Annotated in this window: 10 protein-coding genes; 6 read left to right on the top strand and 4 right to left on the bottom strand. The window is 56.4% G+C overall.

Translation table 11 applies throughout. From position 1 onward, the window contains the following. The first annotated feature begins 27 nt into the window (after positions 1-27). The 4 genes from tyrB to ACLH1I_RS19540 all read left to right on the top strand — a co-directional run bounded on the left by tyrB (position 28) and on the right by ACLH1I_RS19540 (position 3,034). Complete coding sequence (tyrB, locus tag ACLH1I_RS19555) at positions 28-1,221, top strand: aromatic amino acid transaminase (protein WP_048294006.1); 1,194 nt, start codon at positions 28-30, stop codon at positions 1,219-1,221. A gap of 191 nt (positions 1,222-1,412) precedes the next feature. Beyond that, positions 1,413-2,126 carry an acid phosphatase AphA gene (aphA, locus tag ACLH1I_RS19550; protein WP_004206302.1) on the top strand — a complete coding sequence of 238 codons (714 nt, stop codon included), beginning with the start codon at positions 1,413-1,415 and terminating at the stop codon, positions 2,124-2,126. Between the two features lie 131 nt (positions 2,127-2,257). Continuing rightward, on the top strand, positions 2,258-2,674 hold the full coding sequence (locus ACLH1I_RS19545; protein WP_151629326.1) for a secondary thiamine-phosphate synthase enzyme YjbQ: 417 nt from the start codon (positions 2,258-2,260) through the stop codon (positions 2,672-2,674). A gap of 3 nt (positions 2,675-2,677) precedes the next feature. Further along, positions 2,678-3,034: an MmcQ/YjbR family DNA-binding protein gene (locus tag ACLH1I_RS19540; protein ID WP_004206305.1), complete on the top strand. Its 357-nt coding sequence runs from the start codon at positions 2,678-2,680 to the stop codon at positions 3,032-3,034. Here ACLH1I_RS19540 and uvrA read toward each other — a convergent pair whose 3' ends face one another. Next, on the bottom strand, positions 3,035-5,860 hold the full coding sequence (gene uvrA, locus ACLH1I_RS19535) for an excinuclease ABC subunit UvrA (RefSeq protein ID WP_004206306.1): 2,826 nt from the start codon (positions 5,858-5,860) through the stop codon (positions 3,035-3,037). A 251-nt stretch (positions 5,861-6,111) separates the two neighbouring features. Between uvrA and ssb1 the strand changes: the two genes are divergently transcribed. Next, positions 6,112-6,636, top strand: coding sequence for a single-stranded DNA-binding protein SSB1 (ssb1, locus tag ACLH1I_RS19530; protein ID WP_004151744.1), 525 nt, complete (start codon positions 6,112-6,114; stop codon positions 6,634-6,636). A 121-nt stretch (positions 6,637-6,757) separates the two neighbouring features. On the opposite strand, the gene ACLH1I_RS19525 is transcribed toward ssb1, so the two are convergent. Continuing rightward, entirely contained in the window at positions 6,758-8,338 is a 1,581-nt protein-coding gene (locus ACLH1I_RS19525) for a lytic transglycosylase F (protein WP_064178429.1), read from the bottom strand. Positions 8,339-8,926: 588 nt separating this feature from the next. Between ACLH1I_RS19525 and ACLH1I_RS19520 the strand changes: the two genes are divergently transcribed. Beyond that, the gene (locus tag ACLH1I_RS19520) at positions 8,927-11,185 is read left to right on the top strand and encodes a TonB-dependent siderophore receptor (protein WP_062913522.1); all 2,259 of its coding nucleotides are present in this window, start codon (positions 8,927-8,929) and stop codon (positions 11,183-11,185) included. 264 nt (positions 11,186-11,449) lie between these two features. On the opposite strand, the gene ACLH1I_RS19515 is transcribed toward ACLH1I_RS19520, so the two are convergent. Next, positions 11,450-11,818, bottom strand: a complete 369-nt coding sequence (locus ACLH1I_RS19515; RefSeq protein WP_032456845.1) for a helix-turn-helix transcriptional regulator — start codon at positions 11,816-11,818, stop codon at positions 11,450-11,452. Positions 11,819-11,851: 33 nt separating this feature from the next. After that, positions 11,852-13,612 carry a tannase/feruloyl esterase family alpha/beta hydrolase gene (locus ACLH1I_RS19510; RefSeq protein WP_151629261.1) on the bottom strand — a complete coding sequence of 587 codons (1,761 nt, stop codon included), beginning with the start codon at positions 13,610-13,612 and terminating at the stop codon, positions 11,852-11,854. Positions 13,613-14,036: the final 424 nt, after the last annotated feature.

Below are 14,036 nucleotides of genomic sequence, written 5' to 3'. Positions count from 1 at the left end.
CCCCATGTAAACCTGGAGATACATCGCGTGTTTCAAAAAGTTGACGCCTACGCCGGCGACCCTATTCTTTCTCTGATGGAACGCTTCAAAGAAGACCCGCGAAGCGACAAAGTCAACCTGAGTATCGGGCTGTATTACAACGATGACGGCATTATCCCGCAGCTGCAGGCGGTGGCGGAAGCGGAAGCGCGCCTGAACGCCGAGCCGCACGGCGCCTCGCTGTATCTGCCGATGGAAGGGCTGAGCGGCTACCGCCAGGCAATTGCGCCGCTGCTGTTTGGCGCGGAGCATAGCGCGCTTAAGCAAAACCGCATCGCCTCCATTCAGACGGTCGGCGGTTCGGGCGCGCTGAAGGTCGGGGCCGACTTCCTCAAACGCTACTTTCCTGAGTCTCATGTCTGGGTCAGCGACCCGACCTGGGAAAACCACATTGCCATATTTGAAGGGGCTGGCTTCGAAGTAAGTACTTACCCATGGTTTGATAAAGCCACCAACGGCGTGCGCTTTGAAGCGCTGCTGGCGACGCTGCAAACGCTGCCGGCGCGCGACATTGTGCTGCTGCACCCCTGCTGCCACAACCCGACCGGCGCCGACCTGACGCCGGAACAGTGGGATCGTGTGGTGGAGATCCTGAAAGCGCGTCAGCTGATCCCGTTCCTCGACATCGCCTACCAGGGCTTTGGCGCAGGGCTGGAAGAGGATGCCTACGCCATTCGCGCCATCGCCAGCGCCGGGATGCCGATGCTGGTCAGCAACTCGTTCTCCAAAATTTTCTCCCTGTACGGGGAGCGCGTCGGCGGCCTGTCGGTGGTCTGTGAAGACAGTGAAACCGCAGGCCGCGTGCTTGGCCAACTGAAGGCCACCGTGCGCCGCAACTACTCCAGCCCGCCGAGCTTTGGCGCGCAGGTGGTGGCGACGGTGCTGAACGATGCCGGGCTGAAAGCCACCTGGCAGGCGGAAGTGGACGCCATGCGCGCGCATATCCTGACTATGCGTCAGGCGCTGGTCGACGCGCTGCAGCAGGTTGCCCCGGGCAGCGATGTGGATTACCTGCTCAAGCAGCGCGGGATGTTCAGCTACACCGGCTTCAGTGCGGCGCAGGTGGATCGCCTGCGCGACGAGTTTGGCGTCTACCTGATTGCCAGCGGACGCATGTGCGTGGCGGGGTTAAACTCACGTAATGTTCAGCAGGTCGCGAAAGCCTTTGCCGCGGTAATGTAAGCCGCTCTCCAGCAGGTTGTCTCTGCCGGTCAACGGGCAGGGGCAACCCCCTCTGATTGTGATCATCCTCTTTTTCTATGACATCTACGCGAAAAAGGCTTTTCATCCCTGTCGCCTGCGGGTAAGGTCGGGGCGTTACTAAGCATGCACATTATTGAAAACAATAATGATTGATAGATTTAGGGATAAATATGCGCAAACTTACTCTCGCCCTTGCGGCGGCTTCTCTCCTGTTCACGCTGAACAGCGCCGTAGTAGCGCGCGCCTCCACGCCACAGCCGCTGTGGGTCGGCACCAACGTGGCCCAGTTGGCCGAGCAGGCGCCGATCCACTGGGTTTCGGTGGCGCAAATTGAGAACAGCCTGCTGGGGCGTCCGCCGATGGCCGTCGGCTTTGATATCGATGACACCGTTCTCTTCTCCAGTCCTGGTTTCTGGCGCGGGCAAAAAACCTTCTCTCCCGGCAGTGAGGATTACCTGAAAAACCCGCAGTTCTGGGAAAAAATGAACAACGGCTGGGACGAATTCAGCATGCCAAAAGAGGTGGCGCGCCAGCTGATTGCCATGCATGTGAAGCGTGGCGACAGCATCTGGTTCGTCACCGGCCGCAGCCAGACCAAAACAGAAACCGTTTCTAAAACCCTGCAGGATGATTTTCTTATCCCCGCCGCCAATATGAACCCAGTGATTTTCGCTGGCGATAAGCCGGGTCAGAATACCAAGACCCAGTGGCTGCAGACGAAGCAGATAAAGGTTTTCTATGGCGACTCGGATAACGATATTACCGCCGCCCGCGAGGCGGGCGCCCGCGGGATCCGCGTGCTGCGTGCCGCCAACTCCTCCTATAAGCCGCTGCCGATGGCCGGCGCGCTGGGCGAAGAAGTGATCGTCAATTCCGAATACTGACAGGCGTCAGAACGTGATAAACGGCAGCGGTGACGCTGCCGTTTTTTTATGCAAAATCCGGGGTGGAAGGTTTTACCTTTTCACGTATTGCTGCACACTTAGAGGGATTCATTCGCAAAAAGGAGTCGATGATGTGGTATCAGCAAACCCTGACGCTTGGGCCTAAATCCCGTGGTTTTCATCTGGTCACCGACGAAATCCTCGGCCAGATCCGCGGGCTGTCCGGGGTGAAGGTCGGCCTACTACACCTCCTGCTCCAGCATACTTCCGCTTCCCTGACGCTCAACGAATACTGCGATCCCACCGTCCGGTATGACATGGAGCAGTATTTTCTTAACGCCGTGCCGGACAATGCGCCGTACGAACATGATTATGAAGGCCCTGACGATATGCCGTCGCACATCAAATCATCGATGCTTGGCGTGTCGCTGATGCTGCCGGTTGAGGACGGACGCGTCAGGCTGGGGACCTGGCAGGGCATCTGGCTGGGGGAGCATCGGATACACGGCGGTTCGCGGCACATCGTTGCGACGCTCATGGGGGAATAAAAGATGACAATTTCGGAGTTATTGCAGTACTGCATGGCGAAGCCGGGAGCAGAGCAGAGCGTCCACAGCGACTGGAAAGCCACGCAGATTAAGGTCTCGGACGTGCTGTTTGCCATGGTGAAGGAGGTCGAAGACCAGCGGCCGGCGGTTGCGCTGAAGGCGAGCCCGGAGCTGGCGGAGCTGCTACGGCAGCAGCATCGCGACGTCCGGCCCAGCCAGCATCTCAATAAAGCGCACTGGAGCACCGTCTTTCTGGATGGCTCGCTGCCGGATTCGCAAATCTACTACCTGGTCGATGCGTCTTATCAGCAGGCGGTGAAAATGCTGCCGGAGCCGGTCCGGCAGCAGCTTTCTCGCTAATTATTTTAGCATCGGCTTCAGGAAGCGCGCGGTGTGCGAGGCTTCGCACTCGGCGACGGTTTCCGGGGTACCGGAAACCAGAATTTCGCCGCCGCCGCTGCCGCCTTCCGGGCCGAGATCGACAATCCAGTCGGCCGTTTTTATCACGTCGAGATTGTGCTCAATCACCACGATGGTATTGCCCTGATCGCGCAGCTGGTGCAGCACTTCCAGCAGCTGCTGGATATCGGCGAAGTGCAGACCGGTGGTCGGCTCATCGAGGATATACAGCGTCTGGCCGGTACCGCGCTTGGACAGCTCGCGCGCCAGCTTGACGCGCTGCGCCTCGCCGCCGGACAGGGTCGTCGCCGACTGGCCGAGACGGATATAGGTCAGACCCACGTCCATCAGGGTTTGCAGTTTACGCGCCAGCGCCGGTACGGCATCAAAGAACTCGCGCGCTTCTTCGATAGTCATATCCAGCACTTCGTGGATGGTTTTGCCTTTGTACTTAATCTCCAGCGTTTCGCGGTTATAGCGCTTACCTTTGCACTGGTCGCACGGTACGTAGATATCCGGCAGGAAGTGCATTTCGACCTTGATCACCCCGTCGCCCTGGCAGGCTTCGCAGCGACCGCCGCGGACGTTAAAACTGAAACGGCCCGGCGTATAGCCGCGGGAACGTGATTCCGGCACCCCGGCGAACAGCTCGCGCACCGGCGTAAACACCCCGGTATAGGTCGCGGGGTTGGAGCGCGGCGTGCGGCCGATCGGGCTCTGGTCGATATCGATGACTTTATCGAAGTGCTCCAGCCCCTGAATATCGCGATACGGCGCCGGTTCGGCGATGGTCGCGCCGTTAAGCTGACGCTGGGCAATGGGGAACAGGGTGTCGTTGATCAGCGTGGATTTACCCGAGCCGGAGACGCCGGTGATGCAGGTAAACAGGCCCACCGGCAGGGTCAGCGTCACGTCTTTCAGGTTGTTGCCGCGCGCGCCGGTTAGCTTGAGGACTTTCTCCGGATCGGCGGGCACGCGCTGCTTCGGCACTTCAATTTTGCGCTTGCCGCTCATAAACTGGCCGGTCAGGGATTCTGGTACCGCCATAATGGCCTCCAGCGGTCCTTCCGCCACCACCTGGCCGCCGTGGACCCCGGCCCCGGGGCCGATATCGATCACATGGTCGGCGGCGCGAATGGCGTCTTCGTCATGCTCAACGACGATCACCGTGTTGCCTAAATTACGCAGGTGGATCAGGGTCCCGAGCAGGCGCTCGTTATCGCGCTGGTGCAGGCCGATGGAGGGCTCATCCAGGACGTACATCACGCCAACCAGTCCGGCGCCAATCTGGCTCGCCAGACGGATACGCTGGGCCTCGCCGCCGGAGAGCGTTTCCGCCGAGCGGGAAAGCGTCAGGTAGTTGAGGCCGACGTTGACGAGGAACTTCAGGCGATCGCCAATCTCTTTCAGCACTTTTTCGGCGATTTTTGCCCGCTGGCCGGAGAGCTTCAGATTGTTAAAGAAGTCCATCGCGTGGCCGATGCTCATATCGGAAATGGTCGGCAGCGGGGTGTTTTCCACAAACACGTGGCGCGCCTCACGGCGCAGACGCGTACCGTCGCAGCTGGCGCACGGGCGATTGCTGATGAACTTCGCCAGCTCTTCGCGCACCGCGCTGGATTCCGTCTCTTTGTAGCGGCGCTCCATGTTATGCAGCACGCCTTCGAACGGATGGCGGCGCACCGAGGTGTCGCCGCGGTCGTTCATGTATTTGAATTCAATATTCTCTTTACCGGAACCGTACAGGACCACTTTCTGCACGCTGGCGCTGAGGGTGCCCCACGGCGCTTCAACGTCAAACTTATAGTGCTCCGCCAGCGACTTCAGCATCTGGAAGTAGTAGAAGTTACGCCGATCCCAGCCGCGGATGGCGCCGCCCGCCAGCGACAGCTCCGGATTTTGCACCACGCGATCGGGGTCGAAATATTGCTGCACGCCGAGACCGTCGCAGGTCGGGCAGGCGCCCGCCGGGTTGTTGAAGGAGAACAGGCGCGGCTCCAGCTCGCGCATGCTGTAGCCGCAGATCGGGCAGGCGAAGTTGGCGGAAAACAGCAGCTCTTCCGCTTTCTCATCATCCATATTGGCCACGATGGCGGTCCCGCCGGAGAGCTCCAGCGCGGTTTCAAACGACTCGGCCAGACGTTGCGCCAGATCGTCGCGCACCTTGAAGCGGTCGATGACCACCTCGATGGTGTGCTTCTTCTGCAGCTCCAGCTTCGGCGGATCCGAGAGATCGCAGACTTCGCCGTCGATCCGTGCGCGGATATAGCCCTGGCTGGCGAGGTTTTCCAGCGTTTTGGTGTGCTCGCCTTTACGCTCTTTAATGATGGGCGCGAGCAGCATCAGGCGCTGACCTTCCGGCTGAGAGAGCACATTATCGACCATCTGGCTGACGGTCTGCGCCGCCAGCGGCACGTCGTGGTCCGGACAGCGCGGTTCGCCGACGCGGGCGTACAGCAGACGCAGGTAGTCGTGAATTTCGGTAATCGTACCCACCGTCGAGCGGGGGTTGTGAGAGGTTGATTTCTGTTCGATGGAAATCGCCGGCGACAGCCCTTCGATATGGTCGACGTCCGGCTTCTCCATCAGCGACAGGAACTGTCGAGCATAGGCGGAGAGCGATTCGACGTAGCGACGCTGGCCTTCGGCATACAGGGTGTCGAAAGCGAGTGAAGATTTGCCAGACCCGGAAAGCCCGGTGACGACAATGAGTTTGTCGCGCGGGATAACGAGGTTGATGTTTTTGAGATTATGGGTGCGGGCGCCCCGAACTTCGATCTTATCCATTCACCTTTCCCGGTAGGTAGATACACGGATTGCCTGGTTTGCTTGAAGGACAAACGGCAGAAACGGCTAATTATGACACAATTTAACCTGAATGAATATACAGTATCGGAATGCAAATTCAGGTCGAGTGTGCAACAATGTCGTAGCCGGGTACTATCTCTGGAATCAGCCTCGCAGCTATTAAAATGCTACGTGGAAATGGTACACTCGCGCGTTTACACTATTAAGAAACGTATTCAGGAGACACGAACATGGCCAGCAGAGGCGTAAACAAGGTGATTCTCGTCGGTAATCTGGGGCAGGACCCGGAAGTACGCTACATGCCAAGTGGCGGCGCAGTCGCCAACTTCACGCTGGCAACTTCCGAATCCTGGCGTGACAAGCAGACCGGCGAAATGAAAGAGCAGACTGAATGGCACCGCGTTGTGCTGTTCGGCAAACTGGCTGAAGTCGCTGGTGAGTATCTGCGTAAAGGCTCTCAGGTGTACATTGAAGGCCAACTGCGTACCCGCAAGTGGACCGATCAATCCGGTCAGGACAAATACACCACTGAAGTGGTGGTAAACGTTGGCGGCACCATGCAGATGCTGGGCGGCCGTCAGGGCGGCGGCGCACCGGCAGGCGGCGGACAGCAGCAGGGCGGTTGGGGTCAGCCTCAGCAGCCGCAGGGCGGCAACCAGTTCAGCGGCGGCGCGCAGTCCCGTCCGCAGCAGCAGGCTCCGGCAGCGCCTTCCAACGAACCGCCGATGGACTTCGACGACGATATCCCGTTCTAAGGCCTGCCTTAAACGCGATATCCGCGTAGTTAACACAGAAAGCCCCGGTTTCGCCGGGGCTTTTTTTATGATTATTTCACCACCGCCTCAGAAGTGGTTTTGACCGCTGGCCGCAAGCGCTTCAGGCCGCGGGCACCTGAGCGGTCGCGGGCATCGCCACGCTGGGCTGCGGTTTGGCTGGCGGCGCCACCGGCTCCTGCCGCGGTGCCGCCGTCGCTTTCTGTTTGCGGGCCATGTCATCGACGATCAGCCGATAGGCGATGTAATACTTATAGATATTGCTGACGTAGGTCACCGTTTCCGCGCCGATTTTTTCTGCCGCCAGATTTTCGACGTTACCGAACCAGACGTTTGGATCAAACCCGCGCTGTTTGGTCATGGTGCGCAGGCGGGCGATACGCGCCGGACCGGCGTTGTAGGAGGCAAAGGCAAATAGCGCTTTATCCAGCCGGGTCATGGGCTCATCAGCATAGTAACGATCTATCATCCAGCGCATATATTTCACGCCAGCATGAATATTGGGATCCAGCTGTTTAATATCGCCCACCTTCAGCTCTTTTCCGGTGCGGGGCATCACCTGCATCACTCCGACGGCGCCAACGTGGCTTCGAACCGACTGGTTCAGCCGCGACTCCTGGTATCCCTGGGCCGCCATCAGCAGCCAGTCGACATCATAGCGATCGCCATATTTACGGAAGACGTCCACCATGGCGAGGAACTTGCGCCGTTCCTTACTCGCTGCGGCATTTTTAACATATTGGGCATTTTTCAGGTAACGCAGCAGCAGGGTATTACCCAGCGTGGTGCCCTGACGATTCTTTTTCACGAAGTTGTTCAGCAGCGCCAGCAGCTGCGGGCTGTCCTGGCGTACCGCCCACGCAATGTTGCCGCCGTCGCGCAGCACCACGTTGTCATGGACCTGGATTTTCGGAAATACCTGTTTCCAGAAAACCGCTTTATGCTGATCGACGACGATCAACGGCACCAGCCCGGCGTTGAGCATTTCCAGCAGATCTTCATCCTCCAGCGCTTCCGGCGCCGCTTCCAGGGTAACCGGCGGTCGTGACTCGCTGGCAAATCGGGCGTTCAGCGCTTGCAGACTTTCGTAATAGCTGGAGGAGCGGCGAACAAAGACCGTTTGACCGGAGAGCTGCTCCAGACTGTCGACCTTCGGCGATGCCGGGCCGGAGATCAGTAATTCTTTCACGTTGCTGTAGAGCGGTTGAGCGAAATCGACCTGGGCTTCCCGCGAGGGCGTGATAGTCAGGTTGGCGGCGGCGATATCCCCTTTACCTTCATTAAGCGCGGTAAAGAGTTTATCCCGACTGACCGGCACAAAAACGATGTGCAGCTTCAGGTGGCGCTGTTTTAGCTTTTTATCTTTCGCCAGCTGTTTATTCAGATCGTTTTCCAGCGCGATAAAAATGTCGTGCGTTGCCCCGCGCTGGGTGCCTTTATCAATAAAAAAGAAGGTCTTGCTGTAGGTGGTTAATACCCGGATGGTGCGCCGATCGAGCATGCCAGGCAGATCGCCTTTCCACGGCTGCAGCATGTCGTCGATATGGATCGACAGCGTATTGTCTTCGGTTGCCACCGGCGGCGCGATTTCCGCCTCCGCCGCCGGCAGAAAAGGGGCGAATAACAGCGTCGCGAGGCAGGTAAGCCAGGCGATAAACAGGCGTGATAGCGAATTGGCGTTCATGGAGGAGCACTCCGCAGGGGGATGTGTTTATTTTAGCAGAACGGCCGCCGTTAGCTGGGTAGGACATGGGGGAAAAGGTGTAACGATACCGACAAAGAGTCTTTCGCAAATAGTATTACTTACTATTAATGTGCTTTTGTCTTTAATTTAACTATGGAGATAATATGATAAAAATATGTTTTTTTAATGATGAATAGAAAGTGATGATTTTATTTTTACTTTATTCTCTTTCGTTTGTTTTTTGGTAACCAGCTGATTGGTAAATGTTATTTTATTTTTCTCTGATATTGATTATTATCATCTTGATAATGAATCTCATTTTTATTACCGTAACACGGCACATTACTCTAATGACACGCTGTCTGGATTACGCTATCAAAGAATAGCGCGCAGCGCTTTTTCTCTAATGATGAAACAGGGCACTTAATTTTATTATGCCTCACGCTGTCTTCTTATTCCCATTAATGCTGGGAAGGCGCTGACCTGCGCCAAAATCTGGCGAGGCGCTGAGGCAAATATTTTATCCCATTGTTTTTTCAATTGGGGAAGGCGTTATGCCCGACAGCAACAGAAAACAGGGCATATTCTATGAAATACACGTCTCTCTTCCCGCTGGGGATCGCCATTCCTCTGTTTGCCTGTAGCGTGCCGCTGCAGGCGACAGAGAGCGTTATCGAACCATCGACGTCTGACGAGAGCACCCCCACTGCTGAACATCACGAGGAAACGATGGTGGTGACTGCCGCCAGGCAGAACCTGCAGGCGCCGGGCGTGTCGACCATTACTGCGGACGAGATTCGCAAACATCCCCCCGCCCGCGATGTGTCGGAGTTAATTCGTACGCAACCCGGGGTCAATCTGACCGGTAACTCCACCAGCGGTCAGCGAGGCAACAACCGACAAATTGATATCCGTGGGATGGGGCCAGAGAACACTCTGGTGCTGGTCGATGGAAAACCGGTCACCAGCCGTAACTCGGTGCGGTATGGCTGGCGCGGCGATCGTGATTCCCGTGGCGATACCAACTGGGTGCCGGCAGAGATGATCGATCATATCGATGTGATCCGCGGCCCGGCGGCGGCGCGCTATGGTAATGGCGCGATGGGCGGGGTCGTCAACATCGTGACCAAACCGACCACGCCTGAATGGCATGGGTCGTGGAATACCTATATGAATGCTCCGCAGCATCGTAAAGAAGGGTCGACGAAACGTACCAACTTTAGCCTCAATGGTCCGCTGTCAGACAGTGTCAGCTTCAATCTCTGGGGTAATCTGAGTAAAACCCAGGCCGATGCTCAGGACATTAACGCCGGGCATGAAGCCGAGCGTACAGGCTCCTACGCGGGCTCTTATCCCGCCGGACGTGAAGGGGTGGTGAACAAAGATATTCACAGTAAGCTGCGCTGGGAGTTCGCCCCGATGCAGGCCCTGGAGTTTGAGGCCGGCTACAGCCGACAGGGCAACCTCTATGCCGGCGACACACAAAACACCAATACCAGTACGCTGGTGAAGAGTATGTACGGGAAAGAGACTAACCGTCTCTACCGGCAAACTTATGGCGTGACATGGACCGGCGGCTGGGATAATGGCGTGACCAGCAACAGCTATGCCCAGTACGAACACACCCGCAACTCGCGAATGAATGAAGGGCTGGCGGGGGGGACGGAAGGGATCTTCTCCAGTAGCGAGTTTTCAGATATCGATCTGGCCGATGTTCTGCTACATAGCGAAGTGAATATTCCGTTTACGCTGGGGGTCGATCAGAATCTGACGCTGGGGACAGAATGGAATCAGCAGCGGATGAAAGATGGCGTATCGACAACCCAGGCGCTCTCTTACGGAACTATCGATGGCGTATCGGCTACTGGTCGTAGCCCGTACTCCAGCGCCGAGATCTTCTCGCTGTTTACCGAAGATAATATGGCGCTAACGGACAGCACCATGCTGACACCCGCTCTGCGCTTCGACCACCACAGCATCGTCGGCAATAACTGGAGCCCCTCACTGAACCTGTCCCAGGAGCTGACGGACGACTGGACGCTGAAGCTGGGCATTGCCCGCGCTTACAAGGCGCCTAACCTCTACCAGTTGAACCCGAACTATATTCTCTACAGCAACGGTCAAGGCTGTTACGCCAGTAGTTCCGCCTGCTATCTGATGGGGAATAGTGACCTGAAAGCGGAGACCAGCGTTAATAAAGAGATTGGTCTTGAGTATAAGCATGAGGGCTATCAGGCGGGAATCACCTGGTTCCGTAACGACTATCACAACAAGATTGAGTCAGGGTACGCGGCGGTGGGCACTGCCAGCAACGGCACCACCAATATCTATCAGTGGGAAAACGTACCAAAGGCGTTAGTGGAAGGCCTGGAAGGAACGTTGAATCTTCCGATGGGGGAGACGGTTAACTGGAGCAATAACCTGACATGGATGCTGCAGAGCAAGAATAAGACGACAGGCGACCGACTGTCAGTGATCCCGCAGTTTACCCTGAACTCGACTTTGAGCTGGCAGGTCCGTGAAGATCTCTCTCTGCAGAGCACCTTTACCTGGTATGGCCGACAGAAACCAAAACGCTTTAATTATAAGGGCGAGGCGGTCAGCGGCAGCGAATTAAACGAAGTCAGCCCATACAGTATTGTCGGTCTCAGTGCGACCTGGGATGTGAACAAAAACCTGAGCTTCACCAGCGGGATAGATAACCTGTTTGATATCCGCCACTATCGGGCAGGGAATGCGCAAACGACCGGCAACGCGACGACGGGAGCTTATCTGTATGGCGCGGGTGCCGAGACCTATAACGAATCGGGGCGGACCTTCTTTGTGAGCGTAAATACTCACTTCTGATGGTGCTGATGAGAATGAAACCGGGTGCAGCGCGGCCCGGTTTTTTTATTTCGGATGAGAGCGGTGGAGACAATTATAAATGGTGACAAAATCTTCACGCCCTCTACATTATTAGCTCAAAATATCCTTTTATACTGATTTCCGTCGCGCAAGGTCGTTGATCCCGACCGGGCTCGATAATAGCATCCTGCTATTTCCCTTCTGCAATACCCCCTGTCCCCCTTCCATTCCCAACCGCAGCAATGCGGAGGAGGGGGACCTTCCTTATTTTTGCCGCGTAACCTGATGACGATATTGAGTGGGTGTGAGCGCATGATATTTTTTGAAGGTACGATTAAACGCACTGAGATCGTCATAACCAACCATAATACAAATATCGACAATACGGTAACCAGGCGTCGTCAGCAATAAACGGCGACAGAGCGACATGCGCTGCTGGCGGATATATTCCATCGGCGATCGATCAAAATAATGACGGAAGAGCCGAAACAAATGCCAGGGGGAATAACCAGAGATATCGCTCAGATCGTCGACGGTCAGTTTCTTATCCAGATTATTATCGATCCACAAGAGCAGGTCGCTTAATACCGATTGCTGGAGCGTTTTGCTACGCATGATTGAGGCCAATCCCAAAAACGAAGGGCTCCTCAATGAGGAGCCCTGGATTTACTGAACGGTGAGCTCGCCGTGGCGAACCTGATAATTTTTTTGGTTATCAGGGCCAATAAAGTCGCTGGCGGGTTTTGCCACCTGCAGATGACCAAACGCGGTTGATTGCTCTGCATGATAATTTTCGCCGTCATTCACGTTGCCGTGCCCGTTATAACGGGCAATGGCCGGGAAGGGATACACCGGACGCGTTGCGATAACGGCTGGAGCGGCGTCAGCGTAAGGCTGACTGACTTTCTGCACGCCGTGAAACTGCGTTTGGGCATCTGGTTTTTCTGTCATCGGCGGCAGCCTGGCGGCGGCTGGCGCCCGTTTGCCGGCCATAATCTCTTGCGGCGCGATGCCTTCCTCGGTCCAGCGCATCAGCGGGGTAAGGAGATCAATTTGATCGTAACCTTCGCCATTACCGCAATGTGCTACCCCAGGCAGCAGGAATAACCGCAGGAAGGAATCCGTTGCGGCATGGCCCATCTCTGCCTCTACACCGCGGTAATAGGCGATAGAAAAGGCTGGGCTGACGGAGTCATCGGCCAGACCGTGCCAGAGGATAAGCTTGCCGCCGCGCTGCTGATAGGCATGAAGATTGGTATTTGCCGCATTATAGAGCGGTGCCAGTTGAGCGACAGCGTCAAAATTCTGCTGATTAAGTGGGAAATCCCGCATCGATTGGATCTTCTGTTTTCCTCCCGGCAGGAGCACGGATTGCAGAGCCGGTAGTACCATCATTTCCGACATTGAGTGGCCGGTCGGCGTCTCCGGCACCGGCCAGCGTAGCTCGGAGCCCAGCGGAAGACCGCCAGCGACGAACTGGGCGCCGTGGCTGTCGTAAGCGCCGCGGTAGAACTTTTTCACTACCTCAATCTCTTCCTGTGTCAGGCAGGCGGAACGGTCCTGAGCGTTGGCAGGACAGCGGGGGAGCCAAGTCTCAGAGAACTGACAGGCATAGGGGTTTTGCAGGATGCCGTCCTGCACGCCGGAAAGCGTCGGGCAATGAGCCAGTATGGCCTGGTGAATCAAAGGTAAGCGATCTTTCAACAAGATAGCGGTACCGTCCGGACGCTGATTGGCGGCCACATTCCAGCCGTGGAAGAAGGAGTTCTGAAACTGGAAAAAGGCCGCTGGCGCACCAGCGCTGATACCGTCAAAATCCTGCGGATAGCGCTGCGCTTCCATCAATGCTTCGCGACCGCCGTCTGAGCAGCCCATAAAGTACGCGTACTTTGGCGGCTGGCGGTAAAGCGTCTGCATCACCGCTTTGGCCAGCACTGCGGTCAGGTGGTTGGCGCGCCAGGCAAAATCGATGCGCTTTTGCGGATCTTCTGCCCATGACGCATCCATCATACTGCCATGGTGCCCCATATCGGTTGCTGCCACCACAAACTCGCCGTTCATTGCCGGCAGGCAGCCGCTGGCATTCGACAGACTCAGGTTAATACTCCCGCACAGTCCGCCGCAGCCGACCTGCAAGAAACGTTGACTCCAGCGCTGGGTCGGCAGGGCAATCTGCACGCCAATCTGGGGGGCGATAGTGGCGCTCACCTTGCACCAGCTTCCCTGCGCGGAGGTCTGCATTTCAGTGTGGTTGATAGTGACCTTTGCGCCAACGGCGGCGCTGAAGTCGGTAGCGCTTAGCGCATCGCATGTTAGCGCGGGGAGAACAATCGGCAGACTGGAGGCAGCCTGCGCTGGCGAAGCGAACGATAACCCAACGAGGGTGCAGAGAATGATAGGTAACATCGTTTTAAGTAAGCGTGTCATACGCGATTCCCTGTGATTGATGATGGGAGGCGGCAGGATGGTGAAGCCTATGCCTCACCTTCCCTGGCGAGGCGCCACTGCTTGGCTATTGTAGACAACGATAGATTTTCCTTGATGCCTTGATAAGGCGTCCCTACTGTATTCTGCTATTTTGAGGAAAATATGGAGATGTTCGCCATCGGCGTCTGGTGGTGAATACAAGATAAAATGTTGTGATGTCGATTGCATAATTTATTCAATTTCTCTTCATTATATCTGCTGGCTTTAAGAATATGATTGTGCCTGTTCCTGGTGATTCCAGAGAACAACATTCCTAACGAGATCCTTCCCCCTTTCCATTAGCAAGAAAGGGGGCTTTTTCAATAAAGACCGTTCAGGTAAATCTAAATATAGCTCTGGTGTTGGCCATTAGAACCACGGCGTT

Origin of the sequence: Klebsiella sp. 1SOBk10mer, assembly GCF_046602535.1 — a bacterium.
Lineage (GTDB): Bacteria > Pseudomonadota > Gammaproteobacteria > Enterobacterales > Enterobacteriaceae > Klebsiella > Klebsiella quasipneumoniae.
The sequence above is the reverse complement of the archived record's forward strand: the minus strand, read 5'-3'. Positions and strand labels throughout refer to the sequence as shown.